Below are 22,912 nucleotides of genomic sequence, written 5' to 3'. Positions count from 1 at the left end.
TATAAGGAGTTATTTAAAAATGAAAGTTGCTTTAATTACTGGCGTGACTGGGCAGGATGGTTCATATTTGGCGGAACTTTTGCTGGAAAAAGGTTATGAAGTTCATGGCATTAAGCGTCGTGCATCTTCATTTAATACTGAACGCGTGGATCACATTTATCAAGATCCACATTCTAGCAACCCGAAATTTCATCTGCACTACGGTGATTTGACAGATTCTTCTAACCTGACTCGTATTCTGAAGGAGGTTCAGCCGGATGAAGTCTATAACCTTGGAGCAATGAGCCACGTAGCAGTTTCCTTTGAGTCCCCGGAATACACTGCTGATGTAGATGCTATGGGTACATTGCGTCTATTGGAAGCCATTCGTTTCCTTGGTCTGGAAAAGAAAACCCGTTTCTATCAAGCATCCACTTCTGAACTTTACGGGCTGGTGCAAGAAATTCCGCAAAAAGAGACCACCCCGTTCTACCCGCGTTCTCCGTATGCTGTTGCTAAACTGTACGCCTACTGGATTACAGTGAATTACCGCGAATCATATGGTATTTATGCCTGTAACGGTATTTTATTCAACCACGAGTCGCCGCGTCGTGGCGAAACCTTTGTGACCCGCAAAATTACCCGTGCTATTGCTAACATCGCACAAGGTCTAGAGTCCTGCTTGTATCTTGGCAACATGGATTCTCTGCGCGACTGGGGACATGCGAAGGACTACGTAAAGATGCAGTGGATGATGCTGCAACAGGATGAACCGGAAGACTTTGTTATTGCTACTGGTGTGCAGTACTCCGTACGTCAGTTTGTTGAAATGGCCGCTGCCCAGTTGGGAATCGAACTACGTTTTGAAGGTAAAGGTGTCGAGGAGAAGGGGATCGTGGTTTCAGTTACCGGCGATGATGCTCCCGGCGTGAAGGTGGGAGATGTAATTATTGCTGTAGATCCGCGCTATTTCCGTCCTGCAGAAGTAGAAACTCTGCTGGGTGATCCGAGCAAAGCACACGAAAAACTAGGTTGGAAACCGGAAATCACACTTTCGGAGATGGTATCTGAAATGGTTGCGAAAGATCTGGAGGCAGCGAAGAAACACTCTCTGTTAAAGTCTCACGGATTTAATGTCAGTTTATCTCAGGAATAATCGATGAACAGACAACGTATTTTTATTGCTGGTCATCGAGGAATGGTGGGTTCCGCGATTGTTCGCCAGTTAGAACAACGCGGTGATGTGGATCTGGTGCTGCGTAGCCGAGATGAACTGAATTTGCTCGACAGTAAGGCTGTTTTAGACTTTTTTGCCGCCGAGCGTATAGATCAGGTCTATCTGGCGGCGGCTAAGGTGGGAGGCATTGTTGCCAACAACACTTACCCAGCCGATTTCATTTTCGAAAATATGATGATAGAGAGCAACATTATTCATGCGGCGCATCTGCACGACGTGAACAAATTGTTATTTCTCGGCTCTTCCTGTATTTACCCTAAGATGGCGAAACAGCCAATGGCGGAGAGTGAACTGCTGCAGGGCTCGCTCGAACCAACTAATGAACCATATGCTATTGCTAAGATCGCCGGAATAAAGCTGTGTGAGTCCTATAACCGCCAATACGGTCGTGATTATCGCTCGGTGATGCCGACAAACCTATACGGGCCTCACGACAACTTCCACCCGAGTAATTCGCATGTTATCCCGGCGCTGTTGCGTCGTTTTCATGAAGCGACGATGCAAAATACATCTGAGGTGATTGTGTGGGGAAGTGGCACGCCAATGCGAGAGTTTTTGCATGTTGATGATATGGCGGCAGCCAGTATCCACGTTATGGAGTTGGATGGCGAAGTTTGGCAGGAAAACACCCAGCCAATGCTCTCTCACATTAACGTTGGTACAGGTGTGGACTGTACCATCCGTGAGCTAGCTCAAACTATCGCACGAGTGGTGGGCTACAGAGGGCAGGTGGTATTTGATGCGAGCAAACCAGACGGCACTCCGCGCAAATTACTTGACGTCTCGAGACTAAAAAAATTGGGCTGGCAGTTCGGTATTTCACTCGAAGATGGCCTGGCCAGCACATATCATTGGTTCCTTGATAATCAACATCGATTCCGGGGGTAAGTATGTTTTTATCTCAGGACGATTTTGTCACTGTTGTGCGTTCTACTCCGCTTGTCTCCATCGATTTGATTGTGGAAAACACGCAAGGCGAATTTCTTTTAGGTAAACGGCTGAACCGTCCCGCGCAAGGCTATTGGTTTGTGCCAGGTGGCCGAGTACAGAAAGATGAGCCATTGAGTGCGGCCTTTGAACGGCTAACTGAAGGCGAGTTGGGGTTGCGATTACCGTTGTCCGCTGGCGAGTTTTATGGCGTCTGGCAACACTTCTATAACGACAATTTCGCCAATGAGGCGTTCTCGACCCATTACGTGGTGCTCGGTTTTCGTCTGCGAGTACAGGAAAAAGACCTGTGTTTGCCCGACGCGCAGCACGAAGCATACCGCTGGCTGGCGCCTGCGGTATTGTTGGGTAGCGAAAACGTTCATGAAAATAGTCGTGCCTATTTTCAGAATGATGCCAATTATGTTATTGGCTTAGAAACGAAGGATGTCAAATATGTCTGATGTACCGTTAATCGCTGTCGTAATGGCTGGTGGTACGGGGAGTCGTCTTTGGCCTCTATCTAGGGAGCTTTACCCGAAACAATTTTTACAACTTTCGGGTGAACACTCTCTGTTACAGACAACCTTGCTTCGGCTGTCGAATCTTTCATGTGAAACGCCATTAGTCATCACGAATGAACAGCATCGCTTTATTGTTGCAGAGCAGCTAAGACAGATAGATCAGTTACGCGATAATATTATTCTGGAACCGTGTGGACGCAATACTGCACCAGCAATTGCGCTTTCAGCTTTTTCTGCGCTGAAGCGTAATGAGCAAGAGGATCCATTACTATTGGTACTTGCTGCTGACCACATTATCAGTAAAGAAAAAATCTTTTGTGATGCAATTCAGAAAGCAATACCAATTGCGGAAAATGGAAGTATCGTGACCTTCGGTATTGTGCCGGAATATGCTGAAACTGGTTATGGCTATATAGAAAGAGAAACTGATGCACTATCTCTTTCCAATGTTGCTGAAGGTGAGTTTTATCGTGTTAAGAATTTTGTTGAAAAACCTGATCGCCTAACCGCTGAAAAATATATTTCATCTGGAAATTTTTTTTGGAATAGCGGTATGTTTATGTTTAAAGCAACGGCTTATTTAGAAGAGTTAAAGAAGTATAGGCCAGATATCTACAGTATCTGTGAGCAGGTAGTCTCTTCCTCTTATCGTGATCTTGATTTTATACGTTTACCAGAAGAAATCTTCAAGGATTGCCCTGCCGAATCTATTGATTTTGCCGTTATGGAAAAAACGGATCGTTGTGTTGTTTGTCCTGTTGATATCGGTTGGAGTGATGTTGGCTCATGGCAATCATTATGGGATATTAGTGAAAAAACACATACTGGCGATGTTTGCAAAGGAGATGTCCTGACATATAACACCAAGAATAATTATATTTATTCAGAGTCCGCACTGGTTGCTGCTGTTGGTGTTGAGGATGTCGTTATAGTTCAGACGAAAGATGCAATACTTGTTTCTAAGAAATCTGACGTTCAGGATGTCAAAAAGATTGTTGAAATGCTCAAGTCACAAGAACGGTCAGAGTACATCGCACATCGTGAAGTATTTCGTCCCTGGGGTAAATTTGATGCGATTGATCAAGGCGAGCGATATAAAGTTAAGAAAATCATAGTGAAACCGGGTGAAGGGCTTTCTTTACGTATGCATCATCATCGGTCTGAACATTGGATTGTGCTTTCTGGTACGGCGAAAGTTACTCTCAATGATAAAACGATGTTGGTTACTGCAAATGAATCGATTTATATTCCTCTTGGGGCCACGTATAGTCTTGAGAATCCAGGGATTATCCCCCTTAATCTCATTGAAGTTAGTTCAGGAGATTATTTGGGAGAGGATGACATCGTTCGACAAAAAGAACGTTATAGAAAAGATGATTAGGGTATGAAAAAATTAACCTGTTTCAAAGCCTACGATATTCGCGGCAGGCTGGGCGAAGAGCTGAATGAAGAGATTGCGTGGCGCATTGGCCGCGCTTACGGCGAGTTCCTGAAGCCAAAATCTATTGTTCTGGGCGGCGATGTGCGTCTGACCAGCGAGACGCTGAAGCTGGCGCTGGCGAAAGGGCTGCAGGATGCGGGGGTGAATGTGCTGGATATTGGCATGTCGGGCACCGAAGAGATTTACTTCGCCACCTTCCACCTTGGCATTGACGGCGGTATTGAAGTGACCGCCAGCCATAATCCGATGGATTACAACGGCATGAAGCTGGTGCGGGAAGGGGCGCGGCCCATCAGCGGTGATACCGGTCTGCGCGACGTGCAGCGCCTGGCGGAAGCCAACGACTTCCCGGCGGTTGATGTGACAAAACGTGGCCACTATCAGCGTATTACTACCCGCGATGCCTACATCGACCACCTGCTGGGTTACATCAATCCCGGCAGTCTGAAACCGATGAAGCTGGTGCTCAACTCCGGCAACGGTGCGGCAGGTCCGGTGGTTGACGTCATTGAAGCCCGTTTTAAGGCGCTGGGGGTGCCGGTCGAGTTCATCAAAATTCACAATACGCCGGATGGCAATTTTCCCAACGGTATCCCCAACCCTCTGCTGCCGGAATGCCGGGCCGACACGCGCAATGCGGTGATTGAACACGGTGCGGATATGGGGATTGCCTTCGACGGTGATTTTGACCGCTGCTTCCTGTTCGATGAAAAAGGTCAGTTCATTGAGGGCTACTACATTGTCGGCCTGCTGGCAGAAGCGTTTCTGGAGAAGAATCCGGGGGCGAAAATTATCCACGACCCGCGCCTGTCCTGGAATACCGTGGACGTGGTGACGGCGGCAGGCGGTAAACCGGTGATGTCAAAAACCGGGCACGCGTTTATCAAAGAGCGCATGCGCCATGAAGATGCCATTTATGGCGGTGAAATGAGCGCGCATCACTATTTCCGTGATTTTGCTTACTGCGACAGCGGAATGATCCCGTGGCTGCTGGTGGCGGAACTGCTGAGTCTGAAAGGACAGTCGCTGGGTGAACTGGTCCGTGACCGGATGGTGGCCTATCCGGCGAGTGGGGAAATCAACAGCACGCTGGCAGAGCCGGCGGCAGCGATTGCGCGTGTGGAGCAGCACTTTTCCAGTGAGGCGCTGACGGTGGACAGAACGGACGGTATCAGCATGGCGTTTGTCGACTGGCGCTTCAATTTACGCTCTTCCAATACCGAACCGGTGGTGCGCCTGAACGTGGAATCGCGCGGAGATGAGCAACTTATGAGAAGTAAAACAGAAGAAATACTCAGAATTTTAAATTAATGTTTAAGTATAAGGCTGTGTCGAAAGCATAGCCTTTATTTTCTTTTTAAGGTTTCATCAGATGGATTATTTCTTAGGATGAATCATAGCATAGCAATAATTCTGAGTGTTTATAATTCAGAAAAACCAGATTATCTGCATCAAAGTCTTTCTAGCCTTTTTTCTCAAACTATGAAAGCAGATATTTACCTTTATATTGATGGGGAAATTAATAAGTCCTTGGAAAGTGTGATTGAGAGTTTTGAAGCTGAACCTAATTTCTATGTTGTGCGAGGAGAGAAAAATAAAGGTCTGGCCTTTGCTCTGAATACACTTATCGATGTGGCTTTAAGTAGAGGTTATCGATACATTGCAAGGATGGATACGGATGATGTGTCACGTTTAAACCGTATTGAAAAACAGTTTAGGTTCATGGAAGATAGACCGGAGATTGACGTACTAGGCGGATATTGCCATGAATTTGGTAGTGAGTACGCACTTGAATTAAAGAAAGTTCCGCTCGAACATGATGATCTTAAAAAATACAGTATAATCCGTTGCCCATTTATACACCCAACAGTGATGTTTAGAAGTTCAGTTTTCAAAGATGGGATTCGTTATCCTTTAGATACACAATTTACTGAGGATATGGCGTTGTGGTTCTTTCTCCTTGAAAAAGGATATCGTTTTCATAATATCCCCGAGGTCTTGCTGGACTATAGGCTTAATGATAGCACTTTTTCCAGAAGAAGGGGGATTGGAAAAGCAATAAGTGAGTTTTCAGTTCGCTTCAAGTATATGTTTAAGCTAAAAGAGGCTAGTTTTAAGAGGTGTATTATTCTGATTATTAAATTCTTTTTTCATGTGTTACCTTTGTTTTTGATTCGCTATGCTTATAAAAGACATCGCTAAATGTGCGGTGGATATGAATATTTATAAAATGAAGATTATTAAATGAAAAATATGGAACATCGGGATAACTGTTTTGACATAATTAGATTGTTTGCGGCAATAACCGTCATTATCTCCCATCAGTACTCTCTTTCTGGACTGTCTGAGCCAATTTTTCTTGGTATGAGTACTTACGGGGGGGTAGCGGTTATTGTTTTTTTTGCTATCTCGGGATTCTTGATTACTAAATCTTGCATGAGAAGTCAAGGGTTCATCTCATATATATCAAAACGTGCAAGGAGAATATTCCCTGCGTTGTTGCCATGCGCAATTTTTATGTATCTAGTGTTGGGCGTGTACTTGAGGTGGGGGGATTTATCTTCTTATATTAATATATCAATTCTGAAAAATATTATTAGCGTCGTAACCATCCAGGGCGCACCGCCTCACTCCGGGATATTTGATGGTTTTATTCACCCATACTCTCTCAATGATAGTTTATGGACGTTACCACTTGAGTTTTTATGTTATCTTCTTTTGGGTGTAGTGTTTTTTTTATTTAAAAATGCTTTAAAAGCAATGTTAATTTCTTTCGTGGTACTTTTTATTATTTCTATTTATTTACTGTTTAATAAAACATCAATAGTGTTTTTTGGAGTGGTTTTACAGGCACTTCCGGTGAGGGCTTTATCCTTTTTAACAGGAGCTGTAATGGCTCTCACGATAAGTTATTGGAATGATAAAAAAATAAAGAAATATATATTTATGATATCGTTTTTTATTCTTTTATCTGTCGCTTATAAAAATGAAATTAATGTGTTGGGTTATATTTTATTATCAATTATCACAATAGTTGTTGGCTGTTCATTTAAAGATCAGATAATATCTGGTCGATTTGATTATTCATATGGTATATATATATATTCTTTCCCGGTGCAACAGTTTATTATAAATAAACTGCAGTTTGAATTTTATTTCGGAATGTTTGTTAGTATCATTGTGTCAATTTTTTTTGGGTTCCTTTCATGGCATTTTGTTGAGTCGAAGTTTCTTAAAGTAAATAAATCATATGTGAAAAAACATGATGTGTTGGGACAGAGTACTTAATACTTACTAAGTATAGTATTTAGTTTGCTTCTATCATTTTATATCTGAGTTGAGTTAACATCTAAGTCACATTCAAGCCGCGCATATGTCGCGCGGTGACCACACCTGACAGGAGTATGTAATGTCCAAGCAACAGATCGGCGTCGTCGGTATGGCAGTGATGGGGCGCAACCTGGCGCTCAACATCGAAAGCCGCGGTTATACTGTCTCCATCTTCAACCGCTCCCGTGAAAAAACCGAAGAAGTTGTAGCCGAGAATCCAGGTAAGAAGCTGGTTCCGCACTACACGGTGAAGGAGTTCGTCGAGTCTCTTGAAACCCCACGTCGTATCCTGTTAATGGTGAAAGCAGGTGCAGGCACTGATGCTGCTATTGACTCCCTGAAGCCGTATCTGGATAAAGGCGACATCATCATTGATGGCGGTAACACCTTCTTCCAGGACACTATCCGTCGTAACCGTGAACTGTCCGCCGAAGGCTTTAACTTCATCGGTACTGGTGTTTCCGGCGGTGAAGAGGGTGCCTTGAAAGGTCCTTCTATCATGCCTGGCGGCCAGAAAGAAGCGTATGAGTTGGTTGCACCGATCCTTACTAAGATTGCTGCAGTAGCTGAAGATGGTGAACCGTGCGTAACCTATATTGGTGCTGACGGTGCAGGTCACTACGTGAAGATGGTGCACAACGGTATCGAATATGGCGATATGCAGTTGATTGCTGAAGCCTATTCTCTGCTGAAAGGCGGCCTGAACCTGTCTAACGACGAGCTAGCCACTACCTTCACCGAGTGGAACGAAGGCGAGCTGAGCAGCTACCTGATTGACATCACCAAAGATATCTTCACCAAAAAGGATGAAGAGGGTAAATACCTGGTTGATGTGATCCTGGACGAAGCGGCGAACAAAGGTACCGGTAAATGGACCAGCCAGAGCTCTCTGGATCTGGGCGAACCGCTGTCGCTGATCACCGAATCCGTATTCGCCCGCTACATCTCTTCTCTGAAAGACCAGCGTGTTGCGGCATCTAAAGTACTTTCTGGTCCGCAGGCTAAGCTGGCTGGCGATAAAGCTGAGTTCGTTGAGAAAGTGCGCCGTGCGCTGTACCTTGGCAAAATCGTCTCCTATGCACAGGGCTTCTCTCAACTGCGTGCCGCATCTGACGAATACAACTGGGAGCTGAACTACGGCGAAATCGCCAAGATCTTCCGCGCAGGCTGTATCATTCGCGCGCAGTTCCTGCAGAAAATCACCGACGCCTATGCTGAAAACAAAGGCATCGCAAACCTGCTGTTGGCACCGTACTTCAAAAATATCGCTGATGAATATCAGCAAGCGCTGCGTGATGTTGTGGCTTACGCTGTTCAGAACGGTATTCCGGTACCGACCTTCTCTGCAGCGGTAGCCTACTACGACAGCTACCGTTCTGCGGTACTGCCGGCTAACCTGATCCAGGCCCAGCGTGACTACTTTGGCGCGCATACTTATAAACGCACTGATAAAGAAGGTGTGTTCCATACCGAATGGCTGGATTAATCTGATTTAGCCTAACATGAAAATCCAGGCCCGGAGCGCTCCTCCGGGCTTTTTTTATTGAGCAAAACAGTATGCTACGGAGGAGTAAGTGCAGGGGATTGAGCGGAATAGCGATATAATATAGGTATTCCAGCTTACTGTCTCGTCTTGACAGTTCAGCGATGTCAGGGGTAAAAACCTAACAGTTGTTTCGGTTGTTGGGAAATGTATTCTCTTAAAACGTTTAACCAAAAGAAGTCAGAGCAAATGAAAATAACTATTTCAGGAACAGGTTATGTTGGTCTTTCAAACGGTATTTTGATTGCCCAAAATCACGAAGTAGTCGCGCTGGACATTGTGCAGGCTAAAGTGGATATGCTTAACATGAAGCAATCCCCCATTGTAGATAAAGAGATAGAAGAGTATCTGTTAACGAAAAATCTTAATTTTCGCGCAACAACCGACAAGCAAGATGCTTACAAAAATGCCGATTATGTTATTATAGCTACTCCGACTGATTACGATCCTAAAACCAACTATTTTAATACCTCCAGCGTTGAATCAGTCATCCGCGATGTGTTGGAAGTGAATCCACTGGCAGTGATGATTATTAAATCAACCATCCCGGTAGGTTTTACCCAGTCAATTAAAGAACGTTTAGGCACAGATAATATTATTTTCTCGCCTGAGTTTTTGCGAGAAGGAAAAGCGCTTTATGATAATCTTCATCCCTCACGTATTGTGATTGGGGAGTGTTCGCCACGTGCTACTCGATTCGCAGAGTTATTGCAGGAAGGCGCAGTAAAACAAAACATTCCAACGCTATTTACTGACTCTACTGAAGCTGAAGCGATTAAACTGTTTGCAAATACTTATCTTGCTATGCGTGTGGCATATTTTAACGAATTGGATAGCTACGCTGAAAGCTTAGGTCTAAATGCTCGACAAATTATTGAAGGTGTTTGTCTGGATCCACGTATTGGCCACCATTACAATAATCCGTCATTCGGCTACGGTGGTTATTGCTTACCAAAAGATACTAAACAGCTGCTGGCAAACTATCAGACTGTACCGAATAATCTTATTTCTGCAATTGTGGATGCCAACCGTACACGTAAAGATTTTATTGCAGATTCAATCCTGGCACGAAAACCCAAAGTCGTAGGCGTATACCGTTTGATCATGAAAAGTGGCTCTGATAATTTCAGGGCATCCTCTATACAGGGAATCATGAAGCGCATCAAAGCTAAAGGCGTACCGGTTATTATTTATGAGCCCGTAATGGAAAAGGATGAATTTTTCCACTCTCGGGTTGTCCGTGATCTGGATGCGTTTAAAAGTGAGGCGGATATTATTATTTCTAACCGTATGACTCCAGAATTAGTTGACGTTGTCGATAAGGTGTATACCCGCGATTTGTTTGGTAGCGATTAATATTCCTCTCTACAAAAAAGGCCTTTAAAAAGGCCTTTTTATTGTGCACAGAAAACCCCCAGCTAGGCTGGGGGTTCCGGAAAGCTTTCAGCTTTGGGCCAGTTATTAAAACCCCTTTTGATTTGTTAAAACACATTGCGGTCTGGCAACTGCAAATGTTTAACAAGAAATCAAAAGGGGGTCCCAATGGGGGACGAAAAGAGCTTAGCGCACACCCGATGGAACTGTAAATATCACATAGTTTTTGCGCCCAAATACCGAAGACAAGCATTCTACGGTGAGAAACGCAGGGCGATAGGCAGCATCTTAAGAAAGCTGTGTGAGTGGAAAAACGTGCGGATCCTGGAAGCGGAATGCTGTGCAGATCATATTCATATGCTTGTGGAAATCCCACCCAAAATGAGCGTATCCGGCTTTATGGGGTATCTGAAAGGGAAAAGCAGTCTGATGCTGTATGAACAGTTTGGGGATATGAAATTCAAGTACAGGAATAGAGAGTTCTGGTGCCGGGGATACTACGTAGATACGGCGGGTAAGAACACGGTGAAGATACAGGAATGCATAAAGCACCAGCTTGCAGAAGATAAAATGGGTGAGCAGTTATCGATCGCTTATCCGGGTAGCCCGTTTACGGGCCGTAAGTAACGAAGTCTGATGCAAATGTCAGATCGTATGCGCCTGTTAGGGCGCGGCTGGTAACAGAGCCTTATAGGTGCATCCGAAAAACCTCCGGCTATGCCGGAGGATATTTATTATTTTAAACAGGTCAGTAATTAAACTTTGTAGAAGTCACGGTTCCAGTCGACAAAGTTACGCACTCCATCCCTAACCGTCGTATCTGGTTTAAAACCGATTACATCTTATAGCGCTTTGGTCTCTGCGCTGGTTTCCAGCACGTCACCGGGCTGTAGCGGTAGCATATTTTTTGAAGCGTCGATGCCAAGAGCTTCTTCAAGGGCTTTGATATAGTCCATTATCTCAACCGGTGAACTATTGCCGATATTCTAGACGCGATACGGGGCGATACTGGTCACTGGTGTTCCTGTTTCAACGGTCCACTGGGCATCTGCTTGCGGAATGGCATCCTGCAGGCGAATGATTGCTTCTGCGATATTATCAATATAGGTGAAATCGCGCTTCGTTTTGCCGTAGTTATAAACATCAATACTTTTCCCTTCAAGCATCGCTTTGGTGAACTTGAACAGCGCCATATCCGGGCGACCCCATGGACCATACACGGTGAAAAAACGCAGGCCGGTTGTTGGCAATCCGTACAGATGAGAATAGGTATGGGCCATCAGTTCGTTGGCTTTTTTTGTTGCCGCATACAGTGACACGGGGTGATCAACAGAATCATCTGTTGAGAAAGGCATTTTCTGATTCAATCCGTATGCCGAACTGGAGGAGGCATAGAGCAAATGCTGAATTTTATTGTGCCGACAACCTTCCAGTATGTTCAAAAAACCGGTGAGGTTAGAGTCCGCGTAAGCATGCGGATTTTCGAGTGAATAACGAACACCCGCCTGTGCTGCAAGATGAATCACACTATCAAAATGCCCAGATACGAAGAGTTCGGAGATACTTTCGCGGTCGGCCAAATCCATTTTATGAAAATGGAAGTTGGGCTGTGCCAGTAATTCCAGACGGGCCTGCTTAAGGCTTACGTCGTAGTAATCGTTCAGGTTATCAATACCGACTACTTGATGGCCAGCCTCAAGGAGGCGTTTGCTAACGTGGAAGCCGATGAAACCAGCGGCCCCCGTAACCAGGTATTATATGTTTATTCCTCTTTTTGGCTAAATAATAGCCAGGTACCAACGAATACTGCTAAAAGTGGAATGAAACCGATAGATGGCTAAAAAGCTAATCGTTATCTCTTTTTACTCTTGTCGTTTTACTCATTAGAATGCAAGTATTCATTGCTTGAATTTAATACAATGACAATGAAAAGTAGACTATATCGACTGTCTGACATGGGACCCGTTGAGTGAAATAATTTACTCAGGAGGAGACTTGTGTATTGACACTGCTGTTTTATCTCTTCCCTTCTTCAGTAGTGATTGAAATACCAATCAAATTCCCTCAAACAATTTGATTTTTTTATCATTAATCCTATGGCATTGCCTCAAATTATAGCTAAACTAATTCGAGTTTAAGTCTTTCCTCATTCAGAGTTTAGGGTATTTATGTCTGTAGGTGATAACAAAATATCTGGACGCAGCAACGATCCGGATCAGATTGATCTTATTGATTTAGTAATGCAATTATGGCGTGGTAAAGTAACGATAATTGTCTGTGTGGTTGTCGCGATTGTGTTGGCCGTGGGATACCTGGCCGTTGCGAAAGAGAAATGGACATCGAATGCAATTATCACGCAACCGGATGTTGGGCAGATAGCCGCTTACAACAATGCCTTGAATGTATTGTATGGTGCAAGTGCGCCAGCATCGCTTCAAATGAATGTGATTGGGCGTTTTAGTACCGCTTTTTCTGCATTAGTTGAAACATTGGACAATCAAGAAAAATCGGAAAAACTGACTATTGAGCAGTCAGTAAAAGGCCAGCAATTACCATTGGTCGTCTCTTATGTAGGGGATTCCGCGGAAAGGGCGCAGCGCCAGCTTTCTGAATACATCCAACAAATTGATGACAAAGTCGCCAAAGAGATGGTTGTTGATCTGGCAGATAATATTCAATTACGAACAACAGCGCTTACAGACTCGCTGAAAACCCAAGAGGTTATTGCTCAGGAGCAAAAGGATTTGCGTATCAAGCAAATCCAGGAAGCTTTGCGTTATGCAGAACAGGCTGGGGTGGTGAAGCCACAAATTCAGCAAACTCAGGATGTCACGCAGGACAGTATGCTACTGCTGGGCAGTGATGCACTGAAATCAATGATTGAACACGAAGCGACTCGTCCCTTGATCTTCTCTGGTAATTACTACCAGACCAAGCAAAACCTACTGGACATTGAGGCGTTAAATCTTGAAAAGGCAAAACTGCACTCCTACCGCTATGTGTTGAAACCAACGTTACCGATTCGTCGTGACAGTCCGAAAAAAGCAATCACCCTGGTGCTGGCGGTTCTGCTCGGCGGGATGATTGGTGCCGGGATCGTGCTGGGGCAAAATGCGCTGCGCGGTTACAAAGCCAAAGCACAGCAATCCTAAAGCAGTTTTATTCTGACAACAAAAAACCGGGCGAGCCCGGTTTTTTTACGTCTACAGATTACTGATGTCTTTTACGTAAATTCTCAATCACCGTCGTCAGGTCGAGGTCCTGGTCCTGCAGCAGAACCAGCAGGTGATACATCAGATCAGAGGCTTCATTGGTCAGCTCGAAACGATCGTTCACGGTTGCGGCCAGCGCGGTCTCTACGCCTTCTTCACCCACTTTTTGCGCAATGCGTTTGGTGCCGCTGGCATACAGCTTCGCAGTGTAGGAGCTTGCCGGGTCAGCGGTTTTACGTTCGGCCAGTAGTTGCTCGAGTTGATACAGGAACAGCCACTGGTGGCTGGCATCGCCAAAGCAGCTTGAAGTGCCGTTATGGCAGGTCGGGCCAATCGGGTTAACCAGCACCAGCAGGGTGTCGTTGTCGCAGTCGGGCGCGATGCTCACCACGTTCAGGAAGTGACCGGAGGTTTCTCCTTTGGTCCACAGACGCTGCTTGGTCCGCGAGAAAAAGGTCACTTTGCCGCTTTCAAGCGTTTTATCCAGTGCTTCCGGGTTCATATAACCCAGCATTAGTACCTCACCGGAAACCGCATGCTGCACGATGACTGGCATCAGTCCGTCGGTTTTTTCCCAGTCCAGCTCGCGGCATTGTTGCTTCGTTAACATATCCTGATCTCCACGCCCTGTGTTGCCAGGTACGCTTTTAATTCGCCAATATTAATAATTTGCTTGTGAAAGACGGAAGCGGCAAGCGCGCCGTCAACGTCGGCGTCCCGGAATGCTTCAAGGAAGTGTTCCATGGTGCCCGCGCCGCCGGAGGCAATCAGCGGTACATGGCAAACGTCGCGCACTTTTTTCAGTTGCTCCAGGTCATAACCGTTACGCACGCCGTCCTGGTTCATCATGTTCAGGACGATTTCACCCGCGCCGCGCTTCTGTACTTCCTGCACCCAGTCCAGCGTTTCCCACTGCGTGACGCGGGTACGGCTTTCATCCCCGGTATATTGATTAACATGATATTTGCCGGTTTCAGCGTCATACCAGGTATCAATACCCACCACGATGCACTGCACGCCGAAGCGGTCCGCCAGGCGGGTGATAAGCTCCGGTTCGGCCAGCGCCGGGGAGTTGATAGAGATTTTATCCGCCCCGAAGGAGAGGATGCGCGCCGCATCGTCGATGGATTTAATGCCACCGGCAACGCAGAACGGAATATCGATCACTTCCGCCACGCGAGATACCCAGCTTTTATCCACTACGCGGCCATCGCTGGAGGCGGTGATATCGTAGAACACCAGTTCATCTGCGCCTTCATCGGCATAGCGTTTTGCCAGCGGGACAATGTCGCCAATAATCTCGTGATTGCGAAACTGGACGCCTTTTACCACCTGCCCATCACGAACGTCCAGACAAGGAATTATGCGTTTTGCCAGCATTGAATGGCCTCCTCAACGGTGAACTTACCTTCCAGCAGGGCGCGTCCGACGATCACGCCGCGTACGCCGGTTCCACGCAGGGCTGCTACGTCCTCGATCCCGCCAATGCCGCCAGATGACTGGAATGCTACCTGCGGATATTTGGCGCACACTTCTTCATAAAGCGCGACGTTTGAGCCAGCCAGCGTGCCGTCGCGGGAGATATCGGTGCACAGCACGTGCTTCAGGCCGACGGGTAAATAGGTCTCAACCAGTTCTTCCAGAGAAACCCCGGAATCTTCCTGCCAGCCGCTAACCGCTACCTGTTTATTACCGCGCTCGTCAATACGCAAGTCCAGCGCCAGTACCAGCGCGTCGGCGCCAAAACGGGCAAACCAGCTCTTGACTACCTCGGGGGATTTTACTGCCGTCGAACCTACCACCACGCGCGCCACGCCTGCGTCAAGCAGCGCCGCAACGTCCGCTTCAGTCCGCACGCCACCGCCAACCTGTACCGGAACATTGACTCCAGCGACCAGCGTTTTAATCAGCGGGATCTGCCGCTGCGCCGGGTCTTTCGCGCCGGTTAAATCAACCAGGTGCAGTACTTCGGCACCCTGAGCTGCGTAATCCTGTAAACGGGGGAGAGGATCATTGCCATAATCACGTTGCGTTGCGTAATCGCCCTGATGAAGACGCACCACCGTGCCGTCGATTAAATCTAATGCCGGAATAATCATTACATCTCCAGAAAGTTTTTCAGCAACTGCGCCCCAGCCGCGCCTGAGCGTTCAGGGTGAAACTGCACGCCAAAGAAATTGTCCTTTTGTACTGCCGCGGTAAATGGTTCGCCGTAATGGCACTGGGCGATGGTCCACGGGTTCACCGGCATAGCATAGCTGTGTACAAAGTAGAAATACGCGCCATCTTCAATGCCCTGGAACAGACGATTTCCCGCCTGCGGATAGACGCGATTCCAGCCCATATGCGGCAGCGGCAGACCGAAATCGGTCATCTTCGGAACGTCCTGCTCAATAATGCCCAGCAGAGAGACACCGTTACTCTCTTCGCTGCGGCGGCCCAACAGTTGCATGCCTAAGCAGATCCCCAGTACCGGTTGCGTACAGGCTTTAATCAGTTCAATCAGTTCACGCTCGTGCAACTGGTCCATAGCCGCCTGGGCGGTACCGACGCCCGGCAGAAACAGTTTATCGGCACGTAGCACCACGTCCGGGTCACGGCTGACAACAGGGTCGTATCCATGGCGTGCGACGGCGGATTTCACCGAGTGCAGATTGGCGCAGCCGGTATCAAGGATCACCACGTTCATTACAGCACTCCTTTTGAGGAGGGCAGCGTATCGCCTTCTACGCGAATAGCCTGACGCAGCGTACGACCAAAGGCTTTAAACAGGCTCTCCACACGGTGGTGGTCATTTTTCCCTTTGGTTTTCAGGTGCAAGGTGACACCCATGGTGTAAGAGAGTGAACGGAAGAAGTGTTCAATCATCTCTGTGCTCAGATCGCCAACGCGCTGGTAGGTAAACTCCGCGCGGTATTCCAGGTGCGGACGCCCCGAGATATCCAGCGCGCAACGTGCCAGGCACTCGTCCATCGGCAGCACAAAACCAAAACGGTTGATACCGCGTTTATCGCCTAATGCCAGCTTTAAGGCTTCACCCAGCGCCAGACCGGTATCTTCAACGGTGTGGTGATCGTCAATATACAGATCGCCTTTGACGGCTATTTCCATGCGAAAACCGCCGTGGGTGGCGATTTGATCCAGCATGTGGTCAAAGAAGCCAACGCCGGTATTGATTTTGCTACGGCCTTCGCGGTCCAGCCAGACTTTGACGTCAATCTGCGTCTCTTTGGTATTACGCTCAACGTGCGCGTAGCGGTCTCTTTTGGTCAACTGCTCGCCGATCATCGCCCAGTTCAGGGTGTCACGGTGGTAGCGTAATCCGCTAATGCCCATGTTTTCTGCGAGCTGAATATCGGTCGCCCGGTCACCAATGACGTAGCTGTTTGCCACATCCATGGCCTGTTCAACCAGATACTGCTCAACCAGTTTCACTTTTGGCTTACGGCAATCACACGCGTCCGCTGGCAGGTGCGGGCAGATCAGCACCTCATCGAATGCTACGCCCTGAGAGGTGAATATTTGCATCATCAGGTTATGCGGACCGTCAAAATCGGCCTGCGGGAAGCTCTGCGTACCGAGTCCATCCTGGTTAGTAATCATCACCAGCTTAAAGCCGGCTTTTTGCAGCTTCAGCAAAACGGGAACGACGTCCGGCTCGAAGGCGAGTTTGTCAAAGCGATCGACCTGAAAGTCACTTGGCGGTTCTGAAATCAGGGTTCCATCACGGTCAATAAAAAGATACTTCTGGCTCATACTTGCTCCGCACGTAAGGCGTCAATGACGCGCTGGCTCTCTTCGCGGGTTCCGACAGTAATTCGCAGGCAGCCGCTTAACGAAGGTTGTTTATTCTGATCTCGTAAGATAATGCCCTGATCCCACAAAGATTTAAATACGCTGCTTGATGCGGTGAAGCGCGCCAGAACATAGTTGGTTTCAGAGTCGAAAACCTGCTCTACACAGCGAATGGTTTTCAGATTCTCCACCAGATACTGACGCTCTTGCAGGATCTGCTCTACGCGTTGGCGCATGGCGGAAATCCCTTGTGGCGTCAGCGCCTGGGCGGCAATATCCGCTACCGGGGTAGAAAGCGGGTAGGGAGCAATCACCTTTAACAGCAGATTGATAACCTCTCCATTCGCCAGCGTAAATCCGCAGCGTAAACCGGCGAGAGCAAACGCTTTGGACAGCGTGCGTAATACTGCCAGATGCGGATACTCAGACAGCCAGCCTGCCAGCGTAGCCTGCGGACAAAACTCAATATAGGCCTCATCAGCGACCACGATGGCTTTACCCTGCGTCATTTCGAGCAGTGAACGTAGGTCCTGCGGATTTATCAGCTGGCCGGTTGGGTTATTGGGGCTGCATACGTAGACCACTTTCACGCCATCAAGCTTGTCCGCGATGCCTTGTAAATCCAGCTGCCAGTTATCCAGGGTCGGGACGGTGCGGCATTCAACGCCAATCGTTTCGGCGCTGACGCTGTACATGCCGTAAGTCGGCGGACAGTAGAGAATTGCATCTTTACCGGGTTCGCAAAAAGCGCGCACCAGCAGTTCGATCCCTTCATCTGCACCGCGGCTGACCAGCACCTGCTCTGGTTTGACGCCAGCATACTGCGCGTAATTCTCAATTACGGTTTTCGGCTGACACTCTGGATAGCGGTTCAGCGTCTGCTGGCGTAGCTGGAACTCAACGGCGGTTGGGTACTCATTCGCGTTGAGCCAGACGTCCCCGTTACCGCCAAGACGACGGGCAGACTGATAGGGCGTTAACTCGCGAACATTCTTACGGGCTAAATCAGTGACGCTGAGAAAGTTGTCAGTGCTCATGCTTGCTCCTTCAGGGCGTTAACGCGCAGGGTGACGGCATTTTTGTGGGCAGTCAGTCGTTCAGCCGCGGCCAGTGTTTCAATGGTGGAGGCCAGGGTAGAGAAACCTTGGGGAGTTAATTCCTGTACCGTCATCCGTTTCTGGAAATCAGCCAGCCCAAGGCTTGAGCAGGTTGCGGTATAGCCGTAGGTCGGAAGAACGTGGTTGGTGCCGGAAGCATAGTCGCCAGCCGACTCAGGAGACCAGTCACCCAGGAATACCGAACCAGCGCTGGTGATATCGTCAACCAGTTCACGCGCGTTACGGGTCTGAATAATCAGATGCTCCGGGCCGTAGGCGTTAGATATGGCCACGCATTGCTCCAGATCTCTGGCGACGATCAGTCGGCTGGCGGCGAGCGCCTGACGTGCGGTGTCGGCGCGGGAAAGCTCGGCAAGCTGGCGTTCAACGGCTTTGGCCACGCCTTCGGCAAGCGTAGCGTCTGGCGTCAGCAGGATAACCTGCGAGTCGGGGCCGTGTTCGGCCTGAGAAAGCAGGTCGGAAGCAACAAAGTCAGGCGTCGCGCCGCTGTCGGCAATAACCAGCACTTCAGACGGGCCCGCAGGCATGTCGATAGCCGCGCCGTCAAGACGTTGGCTGACCTGACGTTTGGCTTCGGTCACATACGCATTGCCTGGCCCGAAGATTTTATCGACCTTAGGAATAGATTCGGTACCCAGCGCCAGCGCGGCAATGGCCTGCGCGCCGCCCACGTTGAACACCTCTTTTACGCCACACAGTTGCGCGGCGTAGAGGATTTCATCGGCAATCGGCGGCGGTGAGCAGAGCACCACTTTTTTGCAGCCAGCGATACGCGCCGGGGTCGCCAGCATTAATACGGTCGAGAAGAGCGGTGCCGATCCTCCAGGAATATACAGCCCCACGGAGGCGATAGGGCGAGTAACCTGCTGGCAGCGCACGCCAGGCTGAGTTTCAATATCCACCGGCGGCAGGATTTGCGCGGTGTGGAACGTATCAATATTACGTACCGCCGCCCGCATGGCTTGTTTCAGCTCGTCGCTCAGGCGGCTACTGGCTTGCTGAATTTCTTCTTCGGTGACGCGCAGCGCGCCGACCTCGGTTTTGTCAAACTTCGCACTGTATTCACGCAGCGCCCGGTCGCCGTTATTTTTGACGTTCTCAAGAATCTCAGCCACCGTGCGGCTGATGCTTTCAGAGGCGGATATCGCCGGGCGCATCAGCAGTTCGCGCTGCTGCTCGGGGCTACAGCTATTCCAGTCGATCAGGGTATTGAAGCTCATGGCTATCACTCCATCATCTTCTCAATCGGCAGCACCAGAATGGAGCTGGCGCCGAGCGCTTTCAGTTTTTCCATCGTTTCCCAGAACAGGGTTTCGCTGCTGACCATGTGCATGGCTACGCGCTGCTGGTCACCCGCCAGTGGCAGAATGGTAGGGCGCTCAGCGCCTGGCAGCAGGGCGATGACTTCGTCCAGACGTTCGCTCGGCGCGTGCATCATGATGTATTTTGATTCACGAGCCTGAATAACCCCCTGAATACGGGTCAGCAGTTTGTCGATCAGTTGTTGCTTGGCTTCGGCCATTTCGCCGTCGCGCTGAATCAGGCAGGCTTTAGAGCGGTAAATCACTTCCACTTCACGCAGACCGTTGGCTTCAAGCGTGGCTCCGGTTGACACCAGATCGCAAATCGCATCAGCCAGACCTGCGCGGGGAGCGACTTCTACAGAGCCGTTTAACAGACAGGATTTAAACGACACCCCTTTTTGATCAAGATAACGTTTAAGCAGGTGTGGGTAAGAGGTAGCGATACGCTTACCGTTCAGCGCTGCCGGGCCATCCCAGGCTTCATCAACCGGGGTAGCCAGCGAAAGACGGCAACCGCCGAAGTCCAGACGACGCAGGGTAAAATAGCGTGGATCTTCACCCTGTGCCCGGCGGTTGAGCAATTCCTCTTCGAGAACGTTTTCCCCGATGATGCCGAGATCAACGACGCCGTCCATCACCAGACCCGGGATATCGTCATCACGCACGCGCAGAATATCGATCGGCATATTCTCAGCCATCGCGATCAGGCGCTGGGTGTGAAGATTAATTTTAATGCCGCAACGGGCCAGCAATTCGCGTGAATCATCGCTTAAACGACCTGATTTCTGCATAGCTATGCGTAAACGGGTGTTATCTAACATTCTTTATTCCTCGTTATCCTGTCTGAATCAGTTTGGGTCACGCACAAAAAAAAGCCCCCGGAAGAAATCTTCCGGGGGCTTTCTCATACGCTCATGCACCGCTGGAAGATTTAAATGTCTCCCAGCACACATCGCCTGAAAGACTAGTCAGGATGATGGTGATGATGGTGTTTGAATTGAGCGCGTGTCATAAATTTTCTCGATGAATGTTTATTCATTTGATGTCTTTTAACCTAAACCACTTTAGCTACGGAAAGCAAGGGCTTTTTTTGATCATTAATTCATTTCATATTGATACTATGAATTGTCAGCCACTGTGGGCTAGCGTAGCCTTGCGTTATAGGCCAAAAGTCAGGAGAGAAGGCATGAAAAAGGTCGCAATTGTCGGTTTAGGTTGGTTAGGCATGCCGTTAGCTATGTCGCTGGCGGCGAGAGGCTGGCAGGTTACCGGCAGCAAAACCACATTGGATGGGGTGGAAGCGGCCCGCATGAGTGGTATAGAGAGCTACTCGCTGCGCCTGGAGCCTGAACTGGTCTGTGAGACAGACGATCTCGACGCACTGATGGACGCCGACGCGCTGGTTATTACGCTACCTGCGCGCCGTAGCGGTCCGGGGGAGACATTTTACCTGCAGGCTATGCAGGAGCTGGTCGACAGTGCGCTGGCGTACCGTATCCCGCGGATTATTTTTACCAGTTCGACGTCGGTCTATGGCGATGCACAAGGCATCGTGAAAGAAGGGACTCCGCGTAACCCGGTTACGGCAAGTGGTCGCGTTTTGAAAGAACTTGAAGACTGGTTGCACAATTTACCCGGCACTTCGGTGGATATTTTGCGCCTGGCCGGACTTGTCGGCCCGGGAAGACATCCCGGTCGTTTTTTCGCTGGCAAGACAGCGCCAGATGGACACCATGGCGTCAATCTGGTGCATCTGGATGATGTGGTTTCCGCCATCTCTTTGCTGCTGCAAGCGCCAAAAGGGGGACACATCTATAATATATGTGCGCCTATGCATCCGGCGCGCAATGTGTTCTATCCACAGATGGCCCGCCAGTTGGGGATGGAGCCGCCGGAATTTCTTGGCAATGAGGATAACGGTAAAGGTAAAGTCATTGATGGCAACCGTATTTGTAACGAGCTTGGGTTTGAGTACCAGTATCCTGACCCGCTGGTGATGCCGATGGAGTGACAGACCAGCAGAGTGCCGCTGATACCGCCAGGAGGCGAGTATGAAACCACTGCTGGACGTTCTTATCATCCTCGATGCGTTGGAAAAAGAGGGCAGTTTCGCAGCGGCGTCGGCAAAATTGTTTAAGACGCCGTCTGCGCTTAGCTACACCGTCCATAAGCTGGAAAGCGATCTTAATATTCAGCTACTCGATCGCAGCGGCCATCGGGCTAAGTTTACCCGTACCGGACAGATGCTGCTGGAAAAGGGGCGGGAGGTGTTGCACACCGTCCGCGAACTCGAAAAGCAGGCGATTAAACTTCACGAAGGCTGGGAGAATGAACTGGTTATTGGCGTAGATGATACGTTTCCCTTTTCGCTGCTGGCCCCACTCATCGAATCTTTCTATCAACACCACAGTGTGACGCGCCTGAAATTTATCAATGGCGTGCTGGGCGGCTCCTGGGATGCTCTCACTCAGGGGCGGGCGGATATTATTGTCGGCGCCACGCATGAGCCGCCTGCCGCGAGCGAATTTGGCTTTGCGCAGCTAGGGGTTCTGGAGCAGGTGTTTGTGGTTGCGTCGCATCATCCGCTGGCGCAGGAACAGGAGCCGTTAAATCGTCGCACTATTCGGCGTTTTCGCGCGATTGTGGTGGGCGACAATGCACAGCATGCCAACGTCTCCGGCTCCCAGGTGCTTGACGATCAGGAAGCCATCACCGTTTTTGACTTCAAAACCAAGCTGGAACTGCAAATCAGTGGTCTGGGATGCGGCTATATTCCACGCTATCTGGCGCAGCGATTTCTGGAGAGCGGCGCTCTGATTGAGAAAAAGGTGGTCGCACAAATTATCTTTGAACCCGTGTGGATAGGTTGGAATGAACAGACTGCCGGGTTGGCCAGCGCCTGGTGGCGGGATGAGATTTTAGCAAATAGTGCTATTGCGGGGGTGTATGTTAAAACGGCTGCTGATAAATCAATCAGTTAAGAAAAAATATTCTTTTGTAGTAGCTTCAATCTCTTGTTATTTCTCTCCAAATTAGTGCAAAATACGCCGCTTGCAAAAAATGACATTAACCGACGTTTTAATACGCGTCGGTTATTTTTTTGCATCAAACCAATCATTCATAAAAGA

21 protein-coding genes, 2 pseudogenes and 1 other annotated feature are annotated in these 22,912 nt (G+C 48.7%); of the genes and pseudogenes, 13 read left to right on the top strand and 10 right to left on the bottom strand.

Features of this window, described 5'->3' with window-relative positions; translation table 11 throughout:
- The first annotated feature begins 19 nt into the window (after positions 1 to 19).
- The 10 genes from gmd (at position 20) to tnpA (ending at position 10,982) form a co-directional block, all read left to right on the top strand.
- On the top strand, positions 20 to 1,135 hold the full coding sequence (gene gmd / locus N0B36_RS07800; protein WP_042307503.1) for a GDP-mannose 4,6-dehydratase: 1,116 nt from the start codon (positions 20 to 22) through the stop codon (positions 1,133 to 1,135).
- Positions 1,136 to 1,138: 3 nt separating this feature from the next.
- Entirely contained in the window at positions 1,139 to 2,104 is a 966-nt protein-coding gene (locus N0B36_RS07795; RefSeq protein WP_235117492.1) for a GDP-L-fucose synthase, read from the top strand.
- A 2-nt stretch (positions 2,105 to 2,106) separates the two neighbouring features.
- Entirely contained in the window at positions 2,107 to 2,607 is a 501-nt protein-coding gene (locus tag N0B36_RS07790; protein WP_235117491.1) for a GDP-mannose mannosyl hydrolase, read from the top strand.
- Complete coding sequence (locus N0B36_RS07785) at positions 2,600 to 4,048, top strand: mannose-1-phosphate guanylyltransferase/mannose-6-phosphate isomerase (RefSeq protein WP_235117490.1); 1,449 nt, start codon at positions 2,600 to 2,602, stop codon at positions 4,046 to 4,048. Before N0B36_RS07790 ends, N0B36_RS07785 begins: the two co-directional genes overlap by 8 nt.
- Positions 4,049 to 4,051: 3 nt before the next feature.
- Positions 4,052 to 5,419, top strand: a complete 1,368-nt coding sequence (cpsG, locus tag N0B36_RS07780) for a colanic acid biosynthesis phosphomannomutase CpsG (protein WP_259687022.1) — start codon at positions 4,052 to 4,054, stop codon at positions 5,417 to 5,419.
- Between the two features lie 78 nt (positions 5,420 to 5,497).
- A complete protein-coding gene (locus N0B36_RS07775) occupies positions 5,498 to 6,310 on the top strand; it encodes a glycosyltransferase (RefSeq protein ID WP_259687021.1) in 813 nt (270 codons plus the stop codon).
- A gap of 42 nt (positions 6,311 to 6,352) precedes the next feature.
- Entirely contained in the window at positions 6,353 to 7,396 is a 1,044-nt protein-coding gene (locus tag N0B36_RS07770) for an acyltransferase (RefSeq protein ID WP_235117102.1), read from the top strand.
- Positions 7,397 to 7,517: 121 nt separating this feature from the next.
- Positions 7,518 to 8,924: an NADP-dependent phosphogluconate dehydrogenase gene (gene gndA / locus N0B36_RS07765; RefSeq protein ID WP_235117103.1), complete on the top strand. Its 1,407-nt coding sequence runs from the start codon at positions 7,518 to 7,520 to the stop codon at positions 8,922 to 8,924.
- A gap of 246 nt (positions 8,925 to 9,170) precedes the next feature.
- Positions 9,171 to 10,337 (top strand): UDP-glucose 6-dehydrogenase, encoded by a 1,167-nt coding sequence (ugd, locus tag N0B36_RS07760; protein WP_235117104.1) that lies wholly within the window; start codon positions 9,171 to 9,173, stop codon positions 10,335 to 10,337.
- A 186-nt stretch (positions 10,338 to 10,523) separates the two neighbouring features.
- Positions 10,524 to 10,982, top strand: coding sequence for an IS200/IS605 family transposase (tnpA, locus tag N0B36_RS07755; protein WP_235117105.1), 459 nt, complete (start codon positions 10,524 to 10,526; stop codon positions 10,980 to 10,982).
- A gap of 128 nt (positions 10,983 to 11,110) precedes the next feature.
- Here the strand turns inward: tnpA and N0B36_RS07750 are convergent.
- Positions 11,111 to 12,106 (bottom strand): annotated as a pseudogene (locus tag N0B36_RS07750) (NAD-dependent epimerase).
- Between the two features lie 417 nt (positions 12,107 to 12,523).
- Here N0B36_RS07750 and wzzB point away from each other — a divergent pair.
- Entirely contained in the window at positions 12,524 to 13,507 is a 984-nt protein-coding gene (gene wzzB / locus N0B36_RS07745; protein ID WP_259687020.1) for an LPS O-antigen chain length determinant protein WzzB, read from the top strand.
- A gap of 58 nt (positions 13,508 to 13,565) precedes the next feature.
- Here the strand turns inward: wzzB and hisIE are convergent, their stop codons facing one another.
- The 9 genes from hisIE to hisL all read right to left on the bottom strand — a co-directional run bounded on the left by hisIE (position 13,566) and on the right by hisL (position 20,796).
- Entirely contained in the window at positions 13,566 to 14,177 is a 612-nt protein-coding gene (gene hisIE, locus N0B36_RS07740; protein ID WP_200107959.1) for a bifunctional phosphoribosyl-AMP cyclohydrolase/phosphoribosyl-ATP diphosphatase HisIE, read from the bottom strand.
- The gene (gene hisF, locus N0B36_RS07735) at positions 14,171 to 14,947 is read right to left on the bottom strand and encodes an imidazole glycerol phosphate synthase subunit HisF (protein ID WP_019077116.1); all 777 of its coding nucleotides are present in this window, start codon (positions 14,945 to 14,947) and stop codon (positions 14,171 to 14,173) included. Before hisF ends, hisIE begins: the two co-directional genes overlap by 7 nt.
- Positions 14,929 to 15,666: a 1-(5-phosphoribosyl)-5-[(5-phosphoribosylamino)methylideneamino]imidazole-4-carboxamide isomerase gene (hisA, locus tag N0B36_RS07730; protein WP_259687019.1), complete on the bottom strand. Its 738-nt coding sequence runs from the start codon at positions 15,664 to 15,666 to the stop codon at positions 14,929 to 14,931. Before hisA ends, hisF begins: the two co-directional genes overlap by 19 nt.
- Positions 15,666 to 16,256 (bottom strand): imidazole glycerol phosphate synthase subunit HisH, encoded by a 591-nt coding sequence (gene hisH, locus N0B36_RS07725; RefSeq protein ID WP_003030129.1) that lies wholly within the window; start codon positions 16,254 to 16,256, stop codon positions 15,666 to 15,668. Before hisH ends, hisA begins: the two co-directional genes overlap by 1 nt.
- Entirely contained in the window at positions 16,256 to 17,323 is a 1,068-nt protein-coding gene (gene hisB / locus N0B36_RS07720) for a bifunctional histidinol-phosphatase/imidazoleglycerol-phosphate dehydratase HisB (RefSeq protein ID WP_016153556.1), read from the bottom strand. Before hisB ends, hisH begins: the two co-directional genes overlap by 1 nt.
- Positions 17,320 to 18,399, bottom strand: a complete 1,080-nt coding sequence (gene hisC, locus N0B36_RS07715; protein WP_259687018.1) for a histidinol-phosphate transaminase — start codon at positions 18,397 to 18,399, stop codon at positions 17,320 to 17,322. The genes hisB and hisC overlap by 4 nt, the downstream gene beginning before the upstream one ends.
- A complete protein-coding gene (gene hisD, locus N0B36_RS07710) occupies positions 18,396 to 19,700 on the bottom strand; it encodes a histidinol dehydrogenase (RefSeq protein ID WP_259687008.1) in 1,305 nt (434 codons plus the stop codon). The genes hisC and hisD overlap by 4 nt, the downstream gene beginning before the upstream one ends.
- 5 nt (positions 19,701 to 19,705) lie before the next feature.
- Positions 19,706 to 20,605: an ATP phosphoribosyltransferase gene (hisG, locus tag N0B36_RS07705; protein WP_003834191.1), complete on the bottom strand. Its 900-nt coding sequence runs from the start codon at positions 20,603 to 20,605 to the stop codon at positions 19,706 to 19,708.
- Between the two features lie 45 nt (positions 20,606 to 20,650).
- Positions 20,651 to 20,773, bottom strand: a sequence feature (His leader region).
- The gene (gene hisL / locus N0B36_RS07700) at positions 20,749 to 20,796 is read right to left on the bottom strand and encodes a his operon leader peptide (protein WP_100250077.1); all 48 of its coding nucleotides are present in this window, start codon (positions 20,794 to 20,796) and stop codon (positions 20,749 to 20,751) included. (Overlaps the previous feature by 25 nt.)
- 174 nt (positions 20,797 to 20,970) lie before the next feature.
- On the opposite strand from hisL, the gene N0B36_RS07695 reads away from it, so the two are divergent.
- The gene (locus N0B36_RS07695; protein ID WP_204551805.1) at positions 20,971 to 21,795 is read left to right on the top strand and encodes an SDR family oxidoreductase; all 825 of its coding nucleotides are present in this window, start codon (positions 20,971 to 20,973) and stop codon (positions 21,793 to 21,795) included.
- A 40-nt stretch (positions 21,796 to 21,835) separates the two neighbouring features.
- Positions 21,836 to 22,820: pseudogene (locus tag N0B36_RS07690) on the top strand (LysR substrate-binding domain-containing protein).
- Positions 22,821 to 22,912: the final 92 nt, after the last annotated feature.

The sequence above is a fragment of the Citrobacter sp. XY323 genome, assembly GCF_025106035.1.
GTDB classification, from domain to species: domain Bacteria; phylum Pseudomonadota; class Gammaproteobacteria; order Enterobacterales; family Enterobacteriaceae; genus Citrobacter; species Citrobacter braakii.
The sequence above is the reverse complement of the archived record's forward strand: the minus strand, read 5'-3'. Positions and strand labels throughout refer to the sequence as shown.